Source organism: Brevibacillus sp. (assembly GCF_003521185.1).
Taxonomy (GTDB): Bacteria; Bacillota; Bacilli; order Brevibacillales; family Brevibacillaceae; genus Brevibacillus; species Brevibacillus parabrevis.
The window spans coordinates 1-22,075 of sequence record NZ_DOTK01000045.1 but is presented as its reverse complement, the minus strand read 5'-3'; the positions used below and the strand labels follow the sequence as shown (position 1 = coordinate 22,075).

The following is a 22,075-nucleotide window of genomic DNA, read 5'->3' as shown; positions in this document are numbered from 1 at the left end:
GCCCTTCTTTTTTGTTTGCCTTTTTCCAGCAGTATGACCGCCCGAAGTGCAGGGGAACCTTGTGAGAAGGGTTGCATCTTTTGTATACTGAACATATAGAAAGGGTAAAGTTAGCCTGCAAAGGAGGGAGTCAAGCATGATTACATTGACAGAAAAAGCCAGCTTGAAAGTAAAAGAGATGTTGGCGGCAGAAAACAAGCCCGGGATGTTTTTGCGGGTAGGTGTTCGACCTGGCGGTTGCAGCGGCTTTACGTATGGGATGGGCTGGGATCAGGAAATGAAGGAAGGCGACGAAACCTTCGAACAACACGGCGTGAAGATTGTTGTCGACAAGGACAGCTATCTATACATTAAAGGTACCGAGATTGATTACAAGGAATCGATGATGGGCGGCGGCTTTTCCATCGAGAATCCGAATGCCATCGCTTCTTGCGGCTGTGGGTCGTCCTTCAAGACCGCGCTTGCAAAAGGCAAAGAGGAAAAATGTGACGATTAAATTTGGGCTAGACTGTATGGGGAAAACCTCTTTGGTTCGTGTGGATCGAATGCACGAACCGAAGGGGGTTTTTTATTTGTGGCTATGTTAAAACGCCGTACAAGGAACCGTGGAAATGGACGAAACGTATTTCTTGTTCTCCGAAAAGGGCAGTTTCGTTTAATGATTAAAAATAATATGCAGGAGATAATGGCGTAACTCCGAATTGTTAAATTACAAAAATATTAGAATTTTTCGTAGTTTACTATACTGTGATTTATCTGTACACATAAGGAGATAAAACTATGGACAAAAACAAATTGCTAAGAATGGACAATGTTGGCATCGTTGTAGAATCCCTTGATGACGCAATCGCTTTTTTCGAGGAGATTGGCTTGAGGCTCGAAGGGCGAGCTACTGTCGAAGGCGAATGGGCTGGTCGCGTAACCGGACTGGGTTCGCAGTGTGTAGAGATTGCTATGATGGTTACTCCGGATGGCCACAGCCGACTTGAACTTTCGCGCTTTCTCACCCCACCCACTATATCAGACCACCGAACTGCTCCTGTAAATTCCCTCGGTTATCTACGCGTCATGTTCGCGGTTGAAGACATTGACGAAATGGTATCCAGACTCACTAAGCATGGTGCTCAGCTCGTTGGCGAAGTGGTTCAGTACAAGGACTCGTACCGGCTCTGCTACATTCGTGGAGTTGAAGGACTGCTGATCGGTTTGGCGGAACAGCTCGGCAATAAATAAGGGGCGTTTAGTCGTGATGCATGAACTTTACTAACGGGTACGATAGCCCAATAAGCCGCCTCTTCCATGGGGCGGTTTTCTTATCGTAAAATATTTATTGCTTCCAGCATTTGTAACAAATGACCAAGCCCGCGCGTACTAACTACAAGCAGCTGCCGCATAGCTGCGATCTCTGTTCCTTTCAGAAGAGGAAAATCACAAGGAGTGAAGGACGTGGCGGAACGGTCACAGGAACAAAAAGCTTACCAGTGGTTGCTGCTGGGGGCTTTCGGAATCGGCTGTTTTGGCGATTTGCTGTTTTACGGCAAAAATTATGGCGTATCGTACCCGCTGTTTTTTATAGGAATGTATGCGTTGTTCGTATGGCAAGCCAAGCTGCATCAGAGACTGAGCTTTTCAAGGGAAAACAAATACATCTGGCTTCTGTGTGTGCCGATCGGCATGTTGTCGCTTACGTTTGCGCTCTTTTCCAATGGCTACTTTCACTTGTTCAACTTCGTGCTGGTGCCGATGCTGTTTGTGCTGCAAACGATGCTTTTCACCGGGCGCCATAAAGCGAAATGGCATGAGATCATGTTTGTGGGAGAGCTGTTGGAGATATTGGTTTACTATACGCCGAAGCATACACGGCTGCCGTTCATCATGATCAAAGGATCGGTCAAAGGCCGGATGAACCAGCGAAACTACGGCGTGTTGAAAAAAATCATGACCGGACTCTTGATCTCCTTGCCGATTTTGCTCGTCGTGCTGACCTTGTTGTCACAAGCGGACCGCGTGTTTGGCCATTTTCTGAATGAAATTCCCGATATGCTGATTGAGGTAGATTCAGTCGAAGGCATGTTTCGCCTGTTTGTGATCGGACTTGTAACGCTAGTAGTGTTTGGCTACATGTACTCCCTGTTTGGCAAACGGGCAGACACGGTGGAGCTTCCGCAGCCGCAAGAGCAGGAAAAGATCGTCTGGGACGGGATTATTTTGGTGACGATCCTGACGATTATTGATGCCGTGTACGCTGCTTTTACATACATCCAGATTTCGTATTTGTTCAGCGGAGCGAAAGCAGCTCTCCCGGAAGGACTGACGTACGCCGAGTATGCCAAAAACGGCTTCAACGAGCTGCTGACAGTGACGGTCATCAATTTCATCATCTTGCTTGCCACACTGTATCTCGTATCGCGCAAAAATCGGCTGTTGTATCGCTCTGTACAAGTGTTGCTCACGCTGCTTACGGTCTGTACCAGCTTTATGCTCTTTTCGGCGTGCTATCGGCTGTCGCTGTACGAAGCAGCTTATGGCTACACGCATACCCGTTTGCTCGCGCATCTGTTCATGATTTTTCTGCTGATCCTGTTTGCGATCGCCTTGTGGAAAATTTGGCGAGACAGCTTTTCGTTGCTCAAATATTACGCGCTCGTGACGCTCGCGAGCTACGTGCTTATCAACTACATCAACATGGACGTCATCATCGCCCAAAATAACCTAGAGCGCTATCGGGCAACGGGAAATATTGACGTCGAATATTTGGGCAGGCTTTCGTACGATGTGGTGCCGTATTTGCAGGAATTGAAAGCGGACGAATCGTTGAAAGCAGTTGTGACGTATGAGCTGGAAAACAAATGGGCGGAACTGCGCGGAGAGTCGAGCTGGCAGTCGTTCAACTGGTCGAAGTACAGGGCGAAGCAGTACCTTCCCTAACCAAAAAGCAAAGCGGAGACGAGGGGCAGCTATCGTCTCCGCTTGCTTTTTTGGCGATAGAAAAAGAACAAGGCGATGACACAAAAGACGACCGCAACTGCGCCAGCGAAAGCGGGAAGCGTCCAGTCGCTTGCAGACGAAGGGGGCGGAGGGAGCGGAGCGCTTCCGGTTCCCAAGGCTTGCAAGTCTTCTGTCGCATCGGCGAGCAGGGTGGTGCGGGTGCAAATGTTTGTCTCCAGATCGCTGTGTTCCCAGTACGAGGCGTAGACAAGGTATTCGTCTCCCGGCTGAAAAGGAATGCCGCATCCGCCGCCCAAGCCACTCGTGACGACGAGCACCTGTGATTGCAAGGCCCCTTTCCAGACAGTCTGCACTTCAAACGTAACATCGAAGCCGATTCTTGCCGGGGTAGACGAAAAAGGCATTCTCACAGGCTCCTCGACGCGAAGCACTTTTCCGCTGAAGACGGCAGCAGATTGCCCCAGCGCTGTCACCGGATCGGGAGCAGGAGCACAACTGCAAGCCGCTGCCGGACTTGGGCTGAGCAAAGAGGTAACGATGACGGCGACAGCGAATAGCCAGTATGGTATGGCGCGAAACAGCATGGAAAATCACCCCCGGTATTTATTTGACGAGGGAAGAGGGAGAGTGTTCCAGTTGTGCCCAAAAAGCCTTTGCCGCTCTGAAAAAAAGAGCGAAGCAAGGGCTTTTATACGATACAGCAGGTTTATCCTATTAGCGCCGAGCGGCTGGCTTGATGTCGGCCGGGATTGGGCAGACGTAGGAGGTGCCGTCCAGCTTTTCTCGCAGCTCGGCTTTGGCCTCCGCGATTTTTTCCGGGTGAAGCAGGACGTCGATGGCGGTTGCGGCCATGACTTTGCCTGCGTGCAGCATTCCTTTGTGGCCGATCGACATGCCGCCTTGGGCTACGGCTTGCCACGAATGCAACTGGGTGCCCATCGCAAAGCACGTCGTTGAGCATTGGACAGTCGGAACGATCCAACTGACATCGCCCACATCAGTCGAGCCCGACATGAGTCTTGCTTGCGGAAGCAGAGGCAGGAGTACAGTGGAAAGCTCCTCGCTGCCCAACTGCTCTGTCAGCTTTTTACCGGATGCCCCCATGACTTTGGCAATCATGTTCAGATCGCTGCTTTTGTCCGACTCGGGAATCGTCTCGCGAATTTGGCGGGCGAAGTTCTGCTCTTCCTCGGTAAAAGCAGGAGTGCCCAACTGTTTGAAATTGTCGTACATGACGCGCTCCAGCGTCTGGTTCGGAATCAGGTTGGAGCATGCTTTGTCAAAAATGATGTCCACGGCCGTCTCCGTCATCATGGCCGCTCCTTGGGCAATCTTTCTGATCCGTTGATAAATTTCTTCGACTTGCTTCGTTTGGGGAGCGCGGATCAAATAGAGCACGTCCGCTTCCGCCTGCACGACATTTGGCGAAAAGCCTCCCGAGTTGGTAATCGCATAGTGCACGCGGGCTTCCGGGATGATGTGCTCGCGCAAGTAGTTGACCCCGATATTCATCAGCTCGGCGGCATCGAGGGCGCTGCGGCCAAGGTGCGGTGCAGCCGCGGCGTGAGCAGCCTTGCCTTTGAACTTGAAGTACACCTGATAGTTGGCGAGGCTGCTGATCGACATGAGCGTGTTAAACGTTTGCGGATGCCAGCAAATCGCGTAGTCCGCATCGTCGAACAAGCCTTCGCGAGCCATGTACGCTTTGCCGGAGCCGCCCTCTTCTGCCGGACAACCGTAGTAGCGCACGGTCCCTGCCAATTGGTTTTCTTCCATATAATGGCGAATGGCGACTGCGGCAGCCAACGATCCTGTTCCGAGCAAATTGTGGCCGCAGCCGTGACCGTTTCCGCCTGGCTGGATCGGGGTGTGGGCGGCTGTTCCGCGTTCCTGACTAAGCCCGGAGAGAGCGTCGTACTCGCCCAAAATAGCGATCACCGGAGCACCGCTCCCGTAGCTTCCGACAAAAGCCGTCTCGATTCCCGCCACGCCTTTTTCTACTGTGAAGCCTTCGTTTTCCAATGCCTCGCATAAAAGCTCTGCGGAGCGAAATTCTTCAAAGCGTGTTTCGGCAAACTCCCAGATCCGGTCGCTCACATGCGTGAACCATTCCTTTTTTTGCTCGATGATTTCAGAAATGCGTTGATGATAGGACATAATAACACCTCATTGTTCCATTCTTTTTTTGCATGCTGGCTTGCGCCGCGCGTACAGTCTGACGCTAGTTGCCGACGGGAACCGAGCTGGCAGGTTCGCTCGTGGCTGGCGGTACTGTGCGAATCGTCATCCCGATAAAAAACGGAATGGCGACAGCGATGATCAAAAGCCAAAATGCTGCATCATAGGAGCCGTTGAACTGCTGGATCATGAAGCCCATGGCTGTCGGCGCGATCACTCCTGCGAGCTGCCCGCCGAGATAGATCAAGCCGGAAGCGGCACCGACAGAAGACGCGTCTATGTATTTGAGCGGCATCGTCAACGTAGTGGTAACAGCTGCGGCGAGACCGATATTGGCAATGGCCTGATAAAAGACAACCAGAGCGACGGTAGGAGCTTTCGACAAGAGATAAAGCGCTATGATGCCGATGAAAGAACCGATGACAATCAATAATTTTTCGCGGCCTACCATTCGTTTGTCCAACAGCCAGCCAGTGATGAGAACCGTCACAAAAGACAGAACGGCTGGAATCGCAGCCAATGCCCCCATGGATACCATATCGAGATGGCGAACCTTGACCATGTAGGAAGGCATCCAGGACATCATGCCCCACGTTACCATGGAGATGCCGAAGTATATGGCCATCAGCTTCCAGAGCATGGAGATTTTCAAGAGCGAGCGGAGGGGCAGCTTATCCTTTTTCGTTGTTGCCATACTTTCTGCTGCTTTGGTTGGGTGTAAAAATTTGGCGTACAAAAGCGCTAAAAACAAGCCGAGAACACCGAGGATGACGAACATGATTTGCCAGCCGAAGTGTTGGGACAAGCTGGCGGCTACAAGCGTGGCGAGTACAGACCCGATGGTGGTGGCAGAGGTCAAGATGGACTTGGCCCGGGCGCGTTCATGCTGCGAAAAGCTTTCCGCTACCGCAACAGAGCTGGCGGAAGGATAGCTTCCCTCGCCGATTCCGAACAGAAAGCGGATGACGATGAGCGAGAGGAACGACCAGGCAGTACCTGTGAGGATCGTAAAAAGAGACCAGACGACGACGGAAACGAGAATGACTTTTCGCGAGCCGAATTTGTCGGCGAGACTGCCCCCGATCGGCTGCATGATCGCATAGCTCAGAAAAAAGCTGCTCAAAATCAGTCCGACCTGGGTTTCGGTCAGGCCAAATTCCTGGGAAATCGGGATCACGGCAACGTTGATGGCAACCTTGTCAAAATAGTTGATAATCCAGCCGAGACAGAGAAGTCCGAGGACCAGGTACTTGTTCTTGCTGTTCGCTACTGCGCTTGTGTTCATCGTAAGGCCTCCTTGTTAGCGTTTTCATGGTTGGATGCGAATGGTGCAAAAAAAACATCGGCGAGCAAGTCGGAAGGCAGCACACTCCTTTAAAAACTATTTTTGGACACTATAAAGACGATTTCTAAAAACAACTTTACGGCATTGTTTTGAACATTGCAAGTCTTTTCAAAATATTTTCAAAGAGGCGCAAATCTCCTATAATGACAAAAGAGTAAAGGGGGAATCTTTATGATCCGTTTGGGTGCTATCCTTGCCCAGCACTCGCAAAAAGAACTGGCATCTGTCCCCATGCGGGTTCAGGACAGCTGCGAGCTGGTCATGCTGCCCTATCATCGTCTGCATGAAACACCGACAATCTACAGGCAAAATCAGCAAAAAGTAGACGGTTTTGTCCTGACAGAGCTTGCGTATGCCTATTTGCTGCAAGAATGGGGAAGCTTCCCGATTCCGACATATACGCTTTCGATCAGCGAGCAAGAGTTTTACAAAAAGCTGTTTCAGCTCAGCCTGCGCAAACGCGATCTCGATTTTTCCAGAGTGTACATCGACTTTATTTTTGAGGCGAATCAGTACCTCGGATTGAAAGAAGTAGTCGGGGCAGACGCCATGCCGTACACGTTGTCTCCGGTGGAAGTGAACGACCAGATTTACGAGGCGGTGCTGGATGAGCATCTCCGCTTGTGGAAAGCAGGCAAAATCGACTTTTCCATGACGCGGATGAGCAACATCGTGCAAGATTTGACGGACCACGGAGTGCCGCATCAGTATGTGTTTCCTTCGCCGGAATCGGCCGCAGCGCAGTTTGAACAGATGGCTGCCGAACTGGCGGCGATCAAGCTGGCGGAGAGCCGGATTGCGATCGGGCATATCACAATCGGGGATGTCGAGGGGCAAAAGGAGAATCTCAACGAATGGGAGCTGCGGCAAATGCTTCTGCACAAGTCACTTTTGGAGTTCAGTGCCGAGAAAAAAGTGCCGTTCATCATCCAGAAATCGGCTGCCAGCTTTGAGATCATCAGTTCATTCAAAGATTTGAAAATGCTGACGGACAACCTCACGCACTGTCTGTTACTCGCCTATTTGGAAAAGACGTTGCCGTTTCCCGTCCACGTCGGCTGGGGGGTGGGCAACAGCATGTACAAAGCAAGGATGAACGCCCAATCAGCGAACAGCATGTCTACAGCAGGCAAAACATCTGGCACGTACGTCGTAACAGACAGCGACCAGGTCATCGGGCCGTTGGGCGAGGAAACATGCTTGCAATACCGCAACCAGATCAACGACTACATTCAGCGGTTGAGCGAAGAGACAGACTTGTCTACCTTGCAGTTGCAAAAAATATTGGCGGTACTCGCGAAGACGGAAAGCAACGAGCTGACGGCGGACGAGCTGGCGTATCACCTCGGACTTACGGTGCGCAGCGCCAATCGCATCCTGAATCGCCTGGAGGAAAAAGGGGTCGCCAAAATTTTGTACAAAAAGCAAGAAAAGCTGCGGGGGCGCCCGACAAAGGTGTACCAAATCGAGTTGCCGGCGGAAGAGGACGGTCCGAAATAATAGACCGTTCAATAATTGGTAGCAATTTCGTCACGATTCAGTCACAGATTCCCAGATTTTGGACGGCTACTTTCCAGTAAGATGGAAGTGTAGAATCAAGTAGAAAGAAGGGGTCATTGTGAACAAGAAGTGGACTCTGTTGGTTTCGGCAGTTGCTTTTTCGGCGATGCTGATGACAGCATGCGGCGGCAAGGAGCAAGCGGCAAACACCAATTCTACAGAGGCTCCGGCGGCAGCGACGGATGGCAATGGAATCAACATCGAAGCTAGCAACTGGAAGTTCAACCAAGATGTTTATGAAGTAAAAGCAGGCGAAGAGTTTACAATCAATTTCAAGTCCACGGAAGGCTTCCATGGAATCGGAATTGAGGGCTTGGACGTCGATATTCAAAAAGACGGCAGCAAAACACTGAAAGTGGATAAAGCTGGCGAGTACAAAATTTTCTGCAACGTGATCTGCGGACCGGAGCACGGCAACATGATCGCGAAACTGGTAGTCAAATAAATGCCAAACCCAAACACTCTGGCTCGCATTAGCGGGTTGGGGTGTTTTTTATTTTGCCGATCCACTTTGCTTTACAGGGCGATGACACATGTTTTCCCGCCTTTTGGCACAGATTAAGGAGGAAAAGTTTTCAAGCTTGCTTTCACGAATGGAGATGACAGCTTTGGAAAGAAAGACGTACTACGTCACCATGCAAGCGGGAACGACGGTTGCGGAAATTCGCGATGAAAAAGGCTCCTCCACCTATGATTTTGAGATCGAGGTAACAGACGTGGAGGTCGGCATGATGCGCGATCTGTTCAACAACTGTATTCACGGCGACTTCATGATGTGGATGCACGGGCATACACTCTGGTCGGACATGCCGGATCGGGACAATGACGAGTACGATGACAACTTGCGGGAAATTTATCGGTTGATCTACCAGCACGGTACGGCAAAAACGAAGCAAGATTTGGAGCAAATGGGGCTTGTGAAGCTGTTCGGTTTCGAGAGAGCGGGAATCCGGCCGCTGTAATCAGCCTGCTTGAGAAATTACACATTTTTACATATTTATCCGACAAGCTTGCCACAACCGCTGGGAACAATGACGACGAACAAGGCCAAAAAACGAGTGATGCCTTGAGGCGAGCGCCATGAGTCAAGCAAGGCGAAGGCGCAAAACGAGCGAAAAGGAGAGAACAGCATGAAAAAGTGGACAAACAGCATGGTAGTAGCCGCAATCGCAGCGGGACTGGTATTGCCTGGTCTTGCACTGGCAGAGGAAACAACTCTCGCAACGACAGGGATGACGACAGCCAGTCGAACAGCACACAGCCACGGCGATCATGAGCGGGTGGACATCAAGGTTCGGCACGGGATGCACGGCAGCGCCCACCAAAAAATGTACATGCTGCTTTTGGCGGAAAAATATACGCCAGATAGTGTGGCCGAGTGGCAAGGAGTGTTCAAGGAACGGGAACGCCTGATGAACGAATTTGCGACTCTGGGGGAAGACCCGAAATGGAAGGCGAAGCGCGAGGAGCGCAGGCAGCTTGTCAGCAAGCTGAATGAGCAGGTGAAAAAAGGCGAGATTACCAGTGAGCAAATGGAGCAGCAGTTGAAAGACTGGAGAGAGAAAAACATGGGCATGCCGGGCATGAAGGAAGATCGCGAAGCCAGAAAAGCCCGGATGGAAAAGATGAAAGCGACGCACGAAGCGTTTGAAGCCGCGATTGAATCGGGGGATGCGGCGAAAATCAAGCAAGTGCTGCCGCAAATGCTGGAGCAGATGAAGGCAAAAAATACGGCGATGGCCCAGCGGCTGGAGCAGAAGAAGAAATAAGCGGATGAACGAGCAAAGGCGTGTGAACCAGGACAATGGTTCGAACACGCCTTTTTGCTGCGAGACATTTTAGCGAGGACAATGACAGGCTACTGACTGCTTATAGCAAACGAGAGCAAGAACGGTCAAGTTAGCCTATTCTGTGTTACTCCGCTTTTAACTGATTCGGCTCAACAGCCTTCGCCATCCAGTGCTGATCGGTTTGGACGTGATTTTTGCGGACGAACTTCGCTGCGCTGTATTTGAAGTCAGCGTAGGCGAAGGAAGCGGTGAGCCGGACGACATAGCCTTCCTGCTCGCCGCCAAACACGGATTGCCGCGTATAGCAGGCCCGCACCTTTTCCTCGTCCCATGGGCCGCGATAGAGCACAGGCGGAGTCTGCAAACCAAGAAGCTCTGCCCATTCCAATGTATCGTCCCAACTGAGGCAGACGTTGCGGTCATCCCAGACGGAAAACAGGTAGAAGTAGCTCGACAACTCCTCATAAAAAATCGAATGCTTGGCAAACACGTTCTCCCCGCAAATGCGATAGCCGGGTGGAAGGTGGTGGGCAATCGAGCCGTGCAGCATTTTGATCCAGTGGCGGGACGGATGGTCGCGGCTGTCGATCGAACGGGCGTGCAAGTAGTCGCGGTACAAGCTGGTGTTTTCTCCGTCCAGCTTTTCTGTCACGACAATTTCTTTTCCAACAAAATGCCGGGTATCTCGCAAAATCCGATCGTCGTCGGTTTTGCTCCGGGACCAGGGCAGGTGAAAGGTGCGCGGATACTTTTGATAGTGGCTCGTCGACTTATTTTCCATAGTGATCCGCCTCTTTGAAAAAGTATAGCTTCGTCAGCATGTCTGCCCCGACCAGATGGTAAATCTCCGACGCGCCTTCATCGCCGCCGTAGGCAATTTTCATGTGCATTTCGATCAGAGCGGCGGCCCGGAAGACAAGCTCGTCGGCAAATCCCAGCTCTTTCAGGAAATGAACGGCAATCTGGCTCGACACGTATTCGTGCCCGTAGTAGCTGCTGTGGCCTTTGGCTTGCTTGAAAACTTTTGTATACAATTTTCCCACGTCGTGAAACAGCGCGACAATTTGCATCAGCAGCTTGTCGTCCTCTTCGTAAAAAGTATTGACGTAATCGAGGACGTGGTACGTATGCTTGCACAGCGTGTGCTGATGGTGCGGGTTGTCTTGCTGAAAATCTTTCATTTGCTGAAAATAAGCGATTCCGGACAAGGCGGCAAACAGCTCGTCGTAGCCGGGTTCGCTTTGTAAAAGGGCGATAAACGCCTCTTTAGTCATCGGGTACGGCACAGGCTCATGCAGCAGGTGGATGGCGGCAAAGCCTTCCTGGTGCAAAGGAATATGCAAGTTTTTATGGTATTTGGCGAGAACCAGCTCATCCAGCTTGCGTTTTCTCGCCTGATTTCGTTGCAGGCAAATTTCAAACGGAGTGCTCACGTAGTAGCATTCCGCCGTCGCGTGCGGGAATCGCTTCAGTACGCTCATCCGCTTGTCCCGATCGACATTGGTGGCGTCGAAGACAACGTCGCTTCCTGCAGCCAACGCTTGCTCGATACGGGTGTAAACCTCGTGGAAAACGAGCGGATTTTTCCGGCGCTTGGCTTCATCCCCGAACAGCTCTAACCGAACGGCATCCGTGGACACGAGTGTCGCCCGTTCTTTTTTGGCGATCAGCCCGGCTGCGCGGGTTTTGCCGCTTCCGGGAATGCCCACCATCATGATGAATTTATTCATAAAATGACGCTCCCCTCAAAAAGTGGTTCCAATAGACGAGTGCAGGGGGTCGACAATTTAACCGATTACATGATTTTTCCGTCCTTTAACAAATAATTCCTTATAGTATAGCGTGTTTTTGCAAAAAGGGAAGAAAAAAATCCCGCCTCTGCCGTGGGCGATAGCGGGATTGCTTACAGCATGTCGGGTGTCCATTCTTGAATGGCTACCGTTTGTGCCAGCTGGCAAGTGCTGCACCAGCCGGTATGCAAGCACAGGTGCTTCTCGCGATCGGGGTAGCCGTTGTCCCATTTGGCGTCATCGATCTCCCGGTAAGGGCTGTAGTCGCCGTAAAAGTCGTACAGACGGCCTGCATCCGCAAGTGGCGTGTAGCATTGTGGGCAAGCTTGCGAGAGAGAAGCGAGCCCATTGCAAACCGGACAAAGATAATCCATGGTTTTCCCTCCAAAAACGTAAACGCTGGTTGTCGTTTTCTCTACTCTGCGTCAGAAGGAAAGCCGCTATGCATCCTGCCCGAAAGCTTCGCCGTCACGAAAAAATCCTTGCACCGCAAAAGAAAAGCGGCACAAGGATTGAATGCTTGCTGATTGTTGAATCAAGCTTTGAAGTTGTCCATGCTGGAGGAATGCCCTGGCTGCAATTTGGCATCCGGGTTGAAGTAGCCTACCGCATTGTTGACGGCCGTTGGCGCTTCCCCGAAGCCGACAGCAATCAGCTTGACTTTGCCCGGATAAGTCGCGATGTCTCCCGCCGCAAAAATGCCGGGAATGTTCGATTCCATGCGCGTGTTTACGACAATCGAACCTTTTTCCAGCTCCAATCCCCAGTTTTTGATCGGACCGAGCGAGGAGATGAAGCCGAAGTTGACGATGACGGCATCGACTTCCAGGTTGAGTTCTTCTTTCGTGGTGCAATTCGTCAGAGTCAGGCGTTCAATTTTTTCTTCTCCGTGAAGAGCGGATATTTCATAAGGTGTCGTGACGTTTACCTTGGACGACATGAGCATCTCTACGCTGTGCTCATGCGCACGGAACTTGTCTCTGCGGTGGATGAGATGGACTTCTTTGGCGATCGGTTCGAGCATCAAAGACCAGTCCAGTGCGGAATCTCCGCCGCCAATGACGGCGACGCGCTGCCCTTTGAAGGAGTTCAGGTCGGTGACGAAATAGTGCAGATTGGATTTTTCGTATTTGACGGCATCTGGGTGTTCCAGTCTGCGGGGTTCGAACGCACCTACGCCTGCCGTGATGATGACAGATTTTGCGTAGTGTACGCCTTTGTCCGTAGTGATTTCAAAAACGTCGTCCGCTTTTTTCTCTACGTTTTCCACTTTTTCTTCCAGACAAACGGTTTGCTGAAAACGTGAAAGCTGCTCCTTCAGGTTATTGATCAAATCTTGAGCCAATATCTTTGGGAACCCGGCTACATCGTAAATGTATTTTTCCGGATAGAGAGCTGACAGTTGCCCGCCAAGCTGGGGCATGCTCTCAATAATTTTCACACTTGCCTGCCTCATGCCACCGTAAAATGCAGTGAACAGTCCGGCAGGGCCTCCGCCAATGATCGTAATGTCGTAGATTTGCTCGTCCTTTTGCAGAAAATTCAATCGAAAGCACCTCCGAATATTCGAAAAACCGAACTCCTCACCCATTATAACCCAACAAAGGAAAGAAAAAAAAGCAGGGAAAAAAACGCCTCGATAGGCAAAAAACCCTTGCAAATCATGGTGGCAATCGATAAGATGAGGGTGACTGTAAAGAAATTGTCACATTTGTTTGTTTCTAAGTTTGTGCTTTTTTTCACAGGTTGGAACATATGACATAACAGGCAATTATTCCGATACGTCATTTTTTATTCACTTGGGCATCTTACTTGGTAACAGCCTACGTGAAATTTCGCACAATCTTCCTCTGGTTACCATTAACAATGAATGGAAGGGATACCGATGAGTGCACCCAAAATCCTCATTCTTGGAGCGGGATACGGCGGCTTGCTGACCACGTTGCAGCTGCAAAAAAAGCTGAATTACAACGAAGCGGAAATCACGCTGGTGAACAAGCACAACTATCACTACATCACGACCTGGCTGCATGAGCCTGCTGCTGGCACGGCTTCTGCCGACCATGCGCGGGTGAGTCTGGAAGGAATCTTGAACCAGGACAAAGTCCAGTTCATCAAAGGAACGGTTCAGGCGATCGATCCGCAGGAGCAACATGTCACACTCGATAGCGGCGAAGTGCTGACCTACGATTATCTCGTGATCGGATTGGGCAGCGAACCGGAGACGTTCGGCATCGAAGGATTGAAAGAGCATGCGTTCAGCATTCGCAGCATCAACGCTGTCCGCCATATTCGCGAACATATCGAGTACATGTTTTCCAAATACAAAAACGAGCCGCATCGTACGGACTACCTGACTTTCGTTGTCGGGGGAGCGGGCTTTACGGGAATCGAGTTTTGCGGGGAGCTGGGCGACCGTCTGCCGGAGCTGTGCCAGGAGTTTGACGTGGACCCGGAGCTGGTCAAAGTATATTGCATCGAAGCGGCTCCATCTGCTTTGCCGGGCTTTGATCCCGAGCTGGTGCAGTACGCCATGGATGTGCTGGAGCGCAAAGGCATCGAGTTCAAAATCGGCACGCCGATCAAGCAGTGCACACCAGACGGCGTCCTTTTGGCAACCGGGGAAGAAATCAAGTCGAAAACGGTTGTCTGGGCAGCAGGTGTGCGCGGCAACAGCATCGTCGAAAAAGCTGGCTTCGAAGTCATGCGCGGCCGCGTCAAGGTAGATGAATATTTGCGCGCGCCGGGCTATGAAAATGTGTTCGTTGTCGGAGATTGCGCCCTGATTTTCAACGCAGAAGGCCGTCCGTACCCTCCGACAGCGCAAATCGCGGTTCAGGAAGGCGAGACGCTCGGAGAAAACCTCGCCGCGCTGATCCGTGGCGAGCTACCACAGAAGTTTGTCCCTCATCTGCAAGGAACGCTGGCTTCTCTCGGAAAAGGCGAGGGAATCGGCCAGGTCGGTTCGAAAAAGCTGTTTGGCAGCACAGCGGCGATGATGAAAAAGGCAAGCGATCTGCGCTATCTGTACAAAATCGGCGGGGTCGGCCTCGCCTTGAAAAAGGTAAAGCTGTAAGCGATGCGCCACGCGAGTATTCAGGTCAGAGGGCTTATGACCCGCGACGAAATGGAGCGGTACAATGCCATGATGGAAGTGGGCGCCTTTTTGGAAGAGCAAGGGCGGCACGACCTGGCTTGGCATGTCCAGCGTGAAATTGATATTCTCATCCTGCCTGCCATCGATCGGCTGAAGGAAAAAGGCCGCGAGAGGGATCGGGAAAATCTGCGCTACATGATTGACAACGGACTTTTGGACGACGATGATGAGTAATAGCTACCCCCGGTGAGCGAAACGCCGGGGGTTTCGTGTACATACGGTCAGGAAGGACAAAGCGAAAGGAAGCGAGCGAATGCGGGAAGGGAAAGTGTGGCTTGGCGCCTGCGGAATCGTCATCCGCGGCGAGGAGGCGCTGGTCGTCAAAAAGGCGTACAGCGGGTTGAAAGGGCAGTGGTCGTTTCCGGCCGGATTCGTACAGCAGGGCGAGACGGTAGACGAGGCAGCCGTGCGCGAGGTTTTGGAGGAAACCGGGATTGAAGCAGCCGTGCGGCAAGTAGCGGGTATTCGTTCCGGGGTCATTCGCGGGTCGATCAGCGACAACATGGTTGTGTTCTGGATGGACTATGTAAGCGGCGAACCGCGCCCGCAGGAGGGGGAAATCGTCGAAGCCCGATTTTTGCCGATTCCTGAGCTGATGGAAGATCCGCTGTCTTCTACATACTTGAAAATCATCCTGCCAGACTACACAAAACGGGAAAAAGGGATGGAAGGGCAATCCTATGAGATTGATCCTGTCTTTCAGTACACTTCCTATAAAATCTTCAAGCAAAGCTGAGAATGAAATAGCTAAGCCGCGATGTTTCCGCTTACATCGCGGTTTTTTCTGTTATATCGGAGAAAAACTGTGTTGTGAAAAAAGGCAGTGATCTGATATAGTTAGATACATCAAAATAATCTGAAAATACATGCAATTAACAAAGGAGCATGTATGGAGAAAGGGGAGCTCATCATGAGACATAACCAAGAACAATGCCCGTACTGCAATGGTCAAGGGTATTTCCAGCTGCTCCTGGGTGGCACGGAAAATTGCCCGAACTGTGAGGGCGTAGGAAAAGACGCTCATCAGGAGTCCGCATCCGCAAACAAATAGCCGATACTTGCCGTTGCATAGAGCAAGAGCCGTCAGAGAGCTGGCGGCTCTTTTCGTCTGCGCTTCGCAAGGCTGCACATATTGACCTGTATCTGCCATTTTTGCTACACTAAATAGCGAAAATAGCCCGTCCTCCCTTGATTTGCCAACCAGCCTTGGCAAAAGCCGGAGGCGATGGCAGGAGGTTTGGCGGTCGATGAGCTTATTGCAATTTATGGTTTCCATCGTTTTGTTCACCGTGCTCGGTTTTGGCATTGGGTTTATTTTAAACATGATTTTGAAAACGACGTGGCTTCCGGTTGTGATCGCGGTCGGCGTGGTCGTTGGCGCCCTCGTTTATCAAAAAATCGTTCCGGGTGTCTGGGACGCGATCATTCTCGGCTGTGGAATGGCAGGCACAGTGGGCAGCGGCTGGACGATTGCCACCCTGCGCAAAAAAGGATACCGAATGTTTTAACAGGCGGAAAACAGGTCTTGATTCAGGGGCCTGTTTTTCTTTTTTTCGTCGTTTGCCAAAGCGGGAACATACAGAATGTTTCTGAAATCATCCAAAATTTGTGTATAGTTTCCTCCTCTTCGGGACATGACTAGAACCGAGAGGAGGTTTACCAAGAAATGAATGGGAAGCAGTTTGTAAGTATCCTCGCATTGTTCGTCCTCGTTTTGACGGCATTTGCAAGCGACGGATACGGCTACAACGTGGTAGGAGACCATAATCTTTCATCCACATTCGGAATCAAGGAAACCAAAGAGGGGCAACGGGTCGTAAAAAAACGGACAGTTTCGGCCAGCTCACTCACTCAAGTCATTGATAAAGCGGATGTATTCCTCGACCAATATCCGAAAGTTCGCGTCGTCGCAACCGGATACTATGCCGGGTTTGAATCGACCGGAAAGAACCCGTCTGATCCGTCCTACGGGATTACGTATTCGGGCGTAAAGGTTCGCCGGGACGATTACTCGACGATTGCAGCCGATCTGCGCATTTTTCCGCTGGGAACGGTCCTGTACATACCGGGCTACGGATACGGGGTTGTAGCGGACAAAGGCGGTGCCATTCGTGGCCACAAGATCGACCTGTACTTCGAGACCAAGCAGGATGTGTTCACCCAATGGGGCAAAAAATCACTCGATGTATATATCGTAAGACGCGGGGAAGGGAAGCTGACAGAAGCCTTTCTCAACAATCTGAACCAGAAGGGCATCGCGGCAATGGCTGAAGTGGCAAACTAGAGGTTTGCTGCGAGACAATGGAAGACAAAAAAACGTTCAAGGCGATGTGCTTTGAACGTTTTTTCATGCCGTGATTTATGTATGAATCAGCTTCACGAGCTGTTCCAGGCCATCGAGTATGCGCGGAGACGGGCGGCAATAAAGCCCTTCCTCCAGCAGGTGAACCTGGTCTTTTTGAATAGCTGTCATCTGGCTCCACTCTGGACGGCTCGTGATCGTTTCCCGCTTGATGCGCTTCAGTTCGATGCCGCACCAGACGACGCAAATATGATCAGGATCGCGCTCTTGCACCATCTCTCTGGTCGCTTTTACATTGGCGACCGGGAAGTCGGAGAATACGTTGACAGCACCGGCTATCTCGCTGACATCGGTCAGCCAGTTCGTTTGTCCGGGCGTATAGATCGGGTTCGGCCACCATTCCCAATACAGCTTGGGACGCTGCGTACAGGAAGCCGTCTGTTGTCGGATGCTTTCTATTCTTTCGTCAAAATGGGCGGCAAGCTGTTCCGCTTGCTTGTGAAAGCCTGTCGCCTCGCCGACCAGTCGGATGTCAGCGGCGATTTCGCCAATCCTTTGCGGGTTCAGCACGATATGCGAAAGCCCCAAGGCTTGCAATGCCTCCACATTTTTTTCCATTCCGGGAACGCTTAGCGAGGCGACGACCAGATCAGGCTGGAGTGCAGCCACCCGTTCCATGTCAATGGTCAGATCGGGACCGACGCGCGGCAGGTGCTGCCACTCCAAAGGCCAGTCGGAGTGATCGTCCAGCCCCACCACGTGCTCATGCAGACCTAAATAATAGAGGATTTCCGTATTGCTCGGACAGATGGACACGATGCGCATGTGATTCCCCCCTGTGGAAACATCCTAAAAAAACGGCTGCACCAGCAATGCAATCATGATACCCAGCCATCCGCCAATCAGCACTTCAATCGGCTGGTGTCCGAGCAGTTCTTTCAGCTTTTTCGCCTTTTCCTGGTTCGGGCGAACTTTTAACGATTTCATCCCTTCCAACAGGTGGTTAAATTCGTCCACCAGCTTGTTGAGGACGACGGCTTGCATGCCGGCATGCCGGCGAACGCCCGCAGCGTCGAACATGACGATCACGCCAAGAATGGCGGAGATAGCAAACATGTTGCTGGAAAAGCCTTCACGCAGTCCCACTGCGGTCGACAGAGCTGTCACGGCAGAAGAGTGGGAGCTGGGCATGCCGCCTGTGCTGAGCAACAGGGACCACTGCCATGTTTTCGTTGCGAAAAAATGGAGGGGAATTTTGATAAATTGGGCGATTCCTATGGCAAGCAGTGCAGCCCATAAGGGGAAGTTTTCAAAAATATCCGCCACGGAAAATCCATTCCTTTCTACTGTGCGCTTCTCTAGATTATTGTAACAGAAGGGCGTTGTCTTAATCCGTGAAGTTTTCATTTGGATTTTAAGCGCTGCCAATCTGTGGTACCATAAGGAAAGCTCCTGCTAGAGGGTCAGCCTGCAAGCCGCAGGCACTTCTTATCTAGGTAGCTTTTGCCATCAAGCAGGTGGAAAACGGAGGTGTGCATCCATGGGCTATCCCGTGCAGTATTTGCAGTTCATTGAAAAATTCAATGAAGGGGAGTTCTACGAATGCCACGATCTGCTGGAAGACATCTGGATGGAGGACAAGACCGACAAATTTTTGCAAGGCATGCTGCAATTGTCAGTCGGGTTGTACCATCTTGAATACGGCAACTTGAAAGGCGCTCGCTGGATGTTTGGCAATGCGCGGAAGTATTTGTCCCGCTACGGACCCGTGCATTGGGGGCTAGACGTAGAGGAAGTGCTTCGTTACATAGAGGACTGCGAGGCTGTGTTGCCGGATCGCGATGCGATTCCGTATGCAGAGGCGAAAGCCATGACGTTTCCATCCTTGCGCTTGCATGTAGACACATCGTGTTAAAACACAAATGTGCCCATAATTGTATCCTATCACAGCGAAAGAGGGAAGAGTATATGGAAGTAACCGTAGAAAAACGCTCACAGCTTGTGAGCTACGTATGTGATGAGCTGATCGTGCCGCTTTGGAAAGGGGAGCAGCTTTCCGAAGTGTACCCGGAACTGGAAGAAGCTTTTGCAGGCAGCCTCAGCGGCTTGCAGCAGGAAGGCGAAATCACGGGCGAGGCGAAAGAGCTGACAGTCATTCATGGCTTGAACCGGATTGCCGCGAAAAAGCTGCTCATCGTCGGCATGGGCGATCCGGCCAAATTTGACTTTGTCGCTGCACGCAACGCATGGGGCCGGGCAGCCAAATCAGTCGTGTCCAAAGGAAACGCGAAAAACATCGCAATCGATTTGCCGACAACCGGGCATTTGAGTGCCGAGCGTCTGTCCCAGGCAGTGACAGAGGCGTTCGGTCTGGCAGAATACAATTATGAAGGCTATCGTCAAAAAGCGAAGCGGGAATTTGCGCCAATCGCCACTGTGCGAATCTTGGCAGCGGACGATGCTGTAAGCGCTGTACAGGCTGGCGTGCTGCGGGGGAATGCGCTCGTTTCCGGTACGAATCTGGCGCGTACGCTCGTCAATGAGCCAGCCAACTACTTGACGCCGCGCGCTCTGAAGGACGCAGCTGTCGCTGTGGCAGAGCGTTACGGCATGACCGTGGAAGTTCTGGAGAAAGCCAAGCTGGAAGAGCTGGGCATGGGCGGAGTTCTCAGTGTCGCAAAAGGCAGCGAGCTGGAACCGTACGTCGTAGCCGTCAAATATCAGGGAAGAAAAACGTGGGATAACGTTATCGGCCTGGTTGGAAAGGGCGTTACTTTTGACACGGGCGGTATTTCCATCAAGCCGGTAGCGGGCATGGAAGACATGAAGTCGGATATGGGCGGCGCGGCTGCCATGATCGGCGCGCTGGAATCGCTGGGCCAAATGAAGCCGGAAGTAAACGTGCTCGCGGTCATTGGAACAGTGGAAAACATGCCGTCGGGCACAGCATTCCGTCCTGGCGACGTGATCACGACCATGAGCGGAAAAACGGTCGAGATCATCACGACAGATGCGGAAGGCCGCCTCGTTTTGGCCGATTGCATTACTTATGCAAAAGACCAAGGAGTGTCGTGCATCGTAGACGCCGCCACGCTGACAGGCGGAATCGTCGTTGCGCTCGGACATTACTGCTCCGGGGCAATGACGAACGACAAGGCGCTCATGGATGAGCTTTTGCAAGCAGCGGATGTTGCTGGCGAACGCCTGTGGCAGCTCCCGACCTTCGAGGAGTACCGCAGCCTGAACAAGAGCCGCTTTGCCGACCTGAAAAACTCGGGCGGACGTTACGGCCACGGCATCATCGGCGGCGTTTTCCTCCAGGAGTTCGTCGGCGAGACACCATGGGTACACCTGGACATCGCTGGCACAGCGTACACGGCCACAACGGGCGACATGCAGCCAGCTGGCGGTACAGGCGTCATGACGCGCACGATTGCCGAATTTGTAGCAAGCCGCAGCCAATCCTAAACACGAAAAGGAGTGCATTGACATGAGCCAAAATCCTAGCAACGAAGTTCGCCGCCAAATGTTGGAGGATGCGAAGACGATCGCTGTAGTAGGACTGTCCAACAAACCGGATCGCACCAGTTACATGGTCGCACAGGCCATGCAAAATGTCGGCTACCGCATCATTCCGGTCAACCCGGTTATTGCCGGGGAAACGGTATTGGGCGAAAAAGTCGTTTCCAGCCTGGCAGAAATCGATCAGCCTGTGGACATCGTCAACGTTTTCCGCAAAAGCGAAGACATTTTGCCTGTCGCAGAAGACGCCCTGAAAATGCAACAGAAGCCGAAAGTGTTCTGGATGCAGCAAGGGATTGCCAATGAAGAGGCGGCAAACCAAGTTCGCGCCGAAGGCATCGAAGTCGTGCAAGATATGTGCATCAAGGTAGACCATGCGCTGCTGCGCGTTGGCAAGTAAGATTTTTTCTTTTTGCTTCTCTTTGGAAGGCGGGGATGACGTCAAATCGTCATGCGCCCTATGACCTGAGCTAACACTCGTGTTGCAACGGTTGGTACAACGGGATGCTACAACAGGATACTACCTTGCGAAAAGGCAAAGGGCCTCCGCTCTCACATGGCGGGGGTCTTTTTGCAGCATGAGCAGGTTCGGTTCGGGCTGGTTTTCGGGGGAAACGCGCTGGAGGCTTACTTGGTATGTGGTACGGCGCTGGCCCACGCTTTGCAGGAGTTGCACTTTCGCCGTCATTTTTTCTTGCACGTTATCGCTTTCGCTGGATATGATAAGAAAAAGCAGGACAAGCGGACAAAGACAGCAAGGAGTGGGCCTATGTTTATCCATCCATCGACAGACACCAAGCGCGACCGTATCCCCCCGAACCAGAAGCAGACGACGGGTTTTCCCGTACTTCACTACGGAGATGTTCCAGAGTACACGGACCTGTCCACCGAGTGGAGCTTCCGCCTGTTCGGCTTGGTCGAGGAAGAAGTCACATTGACGTACGAACAAATGATGGCGCTGCCGACAGGCGAAGTGACGAACGACATTCACTGCGTCACAGGCTGGAGCAAGCTGGACAACGAGTGGCAGGGCATCCCGGTAGACGAAGTGCTGAAGCTCGTGAAAATAAAGCCGGAAGCCAAGTACGTCATGCTGCACGCCGAGCACGGCTGGACAGTGAACATGCCTTTGGCCGACTTCACGAAAGCAGGCAACCTGTTCGCCAACAAACACAACGGCGAGAACCTGACCCCCGAACACGGCTGGCCGCTGCGCTTCGTCATCCCGCACCTCTACTTCTGGAAAAGCGCGAAGTGGGTGCGCGGCATCGAGTTTATGGAGAAGGACAGGCAGGGATTTTGGGAGAAGAATGGATACCACATGTATGGCGATCCGTGGCTTCAACAACGTTACGCTTGGGATTAATTCCCAATAAAAGGAGGCGAAAATTCGCCTCCTAATCTGCCACTTTTTTTCCGTTTTTGAATCTCAGCAAGCTCATTTTCGAGGTGGCGTACATGCGACTCGGACATACGTCAAAT

Annotated in this window: 26 protein-coding genes; 17 read left to right on the top strand and 9 right to left on the bottom strand. The window is 51.8% G+C overall.

Features of this window, described 5'->3' with window-relative positions:
• Positions 1–136 precede the first annotated feature (136 nt).
• From erpA to DEP07_RS13355, 3 genes are all read left to right on the top strand, one after another.
• Entirely contained in the window at positions 137–496 is a 360-nt protein-coding gene (gene erpA, locus DEP07_RS13365) for an iron-sulfur cluster insertion protein ErpA (protein ID WP_063227403.1), read from the top strand.
• 284 nt (positions 497–780) lie between these two features.
• Positions 781–1,233, top strand: a complete 453-nt coding sequence (locus DEP07_RS13360; RefSeq protein ID WP_173597507.1) for a VOC family protein — start codon at positions 781–783, stop codon at positions 1,231–1,233.
• A 213-nt stretch (positions 1,234–1,446) separates the two neighbouring features.
• Positions 1,447–2,928, top strand: a complete 1,482-nt coding sequence (locus DEP07_RS13355) for a DUF4153 domain-containing protein (protein WP_287102598.1) — start codon at positions 1,447–1,449, stop codon at positions 2,926–2,928.
• A 29-nt stretch (positions 2,929–2,957) separates the two neighbouring features.
• On the opposite strand, the gene DEP07_RS13350 is transcribed toward DEP07_RS13355, so the two are convergent.
• The 3 genes from DEP07_RS13350 to DEP07_RS13340 form a co-directional block, all read right to left on the bottom strand.
• The gene (locus tag DEP07_RS13350; RefSeq protein WP_173597509.1) at positions 2,958–3,533 is read right to left on the bottom strand and encodes a hypothetical protein; all 576 of its coding nucleotides are present in this window, start codon (positions 3,531–3,533) and stop codon (positions 2,958–2,960) included.
• A 130-nt stretch (positions 3,534–3,663) separates the two neighbouring features.
• A complete protein-coding gene (locus DEP07_RS13345; RefSeq protein ID WP_280648556.1) occupies positions 3,664–5,106 on the bottom strand; it encodes a M20 family metallopeptidase in 1,443 nt (480 codons plus the stop codon).
• A gap of 64 nt (positions 5,107–5,170) precedes the next feature.
• Entirely contained in the window at positions 5,171–6,412 is a 1,242-nt protein-coding gene (locus DEP07_RS13340; RefSeq protein WP_173597510.1) for an MFS transporter, read from the bottom strand.
• A gap of 231 nt (positions 6,413–6,643) precedes the next feature.
• Here DEP07_RS13340 and DEP07_RS13335 point away from each other — a divergent pair, with 231 nt between their 5' ends.
• The 4 genes from DEP07_RS13335 (at position 6,644) to DEP07_RS13320 (ending at position 9,801) form a co-directional block, all read left to right on the top strand.
• Positions 6,644–7,972, top strand: a complete 1,329-nt coding sequence (locus DEP07_RS13335) for an HTH domain-containing protein (RefSeq protein WP_122964531.1) — start codon at positions 6,644–6,646, stop codon at positions 7,970–7,972.
• A gap of 118 nt (positions 7,973–8,090) precedes the next feature.
• Positions 8,091–8,477: a cupredoxin domain-containing protein gene (locus DEP07_RS13330; protein ID WP_063227407.1), complete on the top strand. Its 387-nt coding sequence runs from the start codon at positions 8,091–8,093 to the stop codon at positions 8,475–8,477.
• A gap of 136 nt (positions 8,478–8,613) precedes the next feature.
• A complete protein-coding gene (locus DEP07_RS13325; protein ID WP_244226804.1) occupies positions 8,614–8,994 on the top strand; it encodes a hypothetical protein in 381 nt (126 codons plus the stop codon).
• Between the two features lie 168 nt (positions 8,995–9,162).
• Positions 9,163–9,801 carry a hypothetical protein gene (locus tag DEP07_RS13320; protein ID WP_287102597.1) on the top strand — a complete coding sequence of 213 codons (639 nt, stop codon included), beginning with the start codon at positions 9,163–9,165 and terminating at the stop codon, positions 9,799–9,801.
• A gap of 145 nt (positions 9,802–9,946) precedes the next feature.
• On the opposite strand, the gene DEP07_RS13315 is transcribed toward DEP07_RS13320, so the two are convergent.
• The 4 genes from DEP07_RS13315 to DEP07_RS13300 form a co-directional block, all read right to left on the bottom strand.
• Complete coding sequence (locus tag DEP07_RS13315; protein ID WP_122964533.1) at positions 9,947–10,603, bottom strand: RNA ligase family protein; 657 nt, start codon at positions 10,601–10,603, stop codon at positions 9,947–9,949.
• A complete protein-coding gene (locus DEP07_RS13310) occupies positions 10,593–11,552 on the bottom strand; it encodes an AAA family ATPase (RefSeq protein WP_122964534.1) in 960 nt (319 codons plus the stop codon). Before DEP07_RS13310 ends, DEP07_RS13315 begins: the two co-directional genes overlap by 11 nt.
• 173 nt (positions 11,553–11,725) lie before the next feature.
• The gene (locus DEP07_RS13305) at positions 11,726–11,986 is read right to left on the bottom strand and encodes a hypothetical protein (protein WP_167470298.1); all 261 of its coding nucleotides are present in this window, start codon (positions 11,984–11,986) and stop codon (positions 11,726–11,728) included.
• Positions 11,987–12,147: 161 nt separating this feature from the next.
• Positions 12,148–13,158: an NAD(P)/FAD-dependent oxidoreductase gene (locus DEP07_RS13300; RefSeq protein ID WP_122964535.1), complete on the bottom strand. Its 1,011-nt coding sequence runs from the start codon at positions 13,156–13,158 to the stop codon at positions 12,148–12,150.
• A gap of 339 nt (positions 13,159–13,497) precedes the next feature.
• Between DEP07_RS13300 and DEP07_RS13295 the strand changes: the two genes are divergently transcribed.
• The 6 genes from DEP07_RS13295 (at position 13,498) to DEP07_RS13270 (ending at position 17,053) form a co-directional block, all read left to right on the top strand.
• A complete protein-coding gene (locus DEP07_RS13295) occupies positions 13,498–14,688 on the top strand; it encodes an NAD(P)/FAD-dependent oxidoreductase (protein WP_173597513.1) in 1,191 nt (396 codons plus the stop codon).
• Between the two features lie 3 nt (positions 14,689–14,691).
• Positions 14,692–14,943, top strand: coding sequence for a hypothetical protein (locus tag DEP07_RS13290; RefSeq protein WP_122964538.1), 252 nt, complete (start codon positions 14,692–14,694; stop codon positions 14,941–14,943).
• A gap of 79 nt (positions 14,944–15,022) precedes the next feature.
• Positions 15,023–15,505 (top strand): NUDIX domain-containing protein, encoded by a 483-nt coding sequence (locus DEP07_RS13285; protein WP_274874315.1) that lies wholly within the window; start codon positions 15,023–15,025, stop codon positions 15,503–15,505.
• Between the two features lie 153 nt (positions 15,506–15,658).
• Positions 15,659–15,820: a YuiA family protein gene (locus DEP07_RS13280; protein WP_167470299.1), complete on the top strand. Its 162-nt coding sequence runs from the start codon at positions 15,659–15,661 to the stop codon at positions 15,818–15,820.
• A gap of 196 nt (positions 15,821–16,016) precedes the next feature.
• Positions 16,017–16,277: a YuiB family protein gene (locus DEP07_RS13275; protein WP_063227416.1), complete on the top strand. Its 261-nt coding sequence runs from the start codon at positions 16,017–16,019 to the stop codon at positions 16,275–16,277.
• A 158-nt stretch (positions 16,278–16,435) separates the two neighbouring features.
• Complete coding sequence (locus tag DEP07_RS13270) at positions 16,436–17,053, top strand: 3D domain-containing protein (protein ID WP_122964540.1); 618 nt, start codon at positions 16,436–16,438, stop codon at positions 17,051–17,053.
• A 75-nt stretch (positions 17,054–17,128) separates the two neighbouring features.
• Here DEP07_RS13270 and DEP07_RS13265 read toward each other — a convergent pair whose 3' ends face one another.
• Together DEP07_RS13265 and DEP07_RS13260 are read right to left on the bottom strand one after the other, a co-directional pair.
• Positions 17,129–17,896 carry a cobalamin-binding protein gene (locus DEP07_RS13265; RefSeq protein WP_122964541.1) on the bottom strand — a complete coding sequence of 256 codons (768 nt, stop codon included), beginning with the start codon at positions 17,894–17,896 and terminating at the stop codon, positions 17,129–17,131.
• A 24-nt stretch (positions 17,897–17,920) separates the two neighbouring features.
• Positions 17,921–18,397: a divergent PAP2 family protein gene (locus DEP07_RS13260; protein WP_063227419.1), complete on the bottom strand. Its 477-nt coding sequence runs from the start codon at positions 18,395–18,397 to the stop codon at positions 17,921–17,923.
• A 214-nt stretch (positions 18,398–18,611) separates the two neighbouring features.
• Between DEP07_RS13260 and DEP07_RS13255 the strand changes: the two genes are divergently transcribed.
• The 4 genes from DEP07_RS13255 to DEP07_RS13240 all read left to right on the top strand — a co-directional run bounded on the left by DEP07_RS13255 (position 18,612) and on the right by DEP07_RS13240 (position 21,959).
• Positions 18,612–18,986, top strand: coding sequence for a DUF309 domain-containing protein (locus tag DEP07_RS13255; protein WP_122964542.1), 375 nt, complete (start codon positions 18,612–18,614; stop codon positions 18,984–18,986).
• Between the two features lie 53 nt (positions 18,987–19,039).
• Positions 19,040–20,539, top strand: a complete 1,500-nt coding sequence (locus DEP07_RS13250) for a leucyl aminopeptidase (protein WP_287102596.1) — start codon at positions 19,040–19,042, stop codon at positions 20,537–20,539.
• A 22-nt stretch (positions 20,540–20,561) separates the two neighbouring features.
• Positions 20,562–20,993, top strand: a complete 432-nt coding sequence (locus DEP07_RS13245) for a CoA-binding protein (RefSeq protein ID WP_173597515.1) — start codon at positions 20,562–20,564, stop codon at positions 20,991–20,993.
• 369 nt (positions 20,994–21,362) lie between these two features.
• On the top strand, positions 21,363–21,959 hold the full coding sequence (locus tag DEP07_RS13240) for a sulfite oxidase-like oxidoreductase (protein WP_287102595.1): 597 nt from the start codon (positions 21,363–21,365) through the stop codon (positions 21,957–21,959).
• The last annotated feature ends 116 nt before the right edge of the window (positions 21,960–22,075 follow it).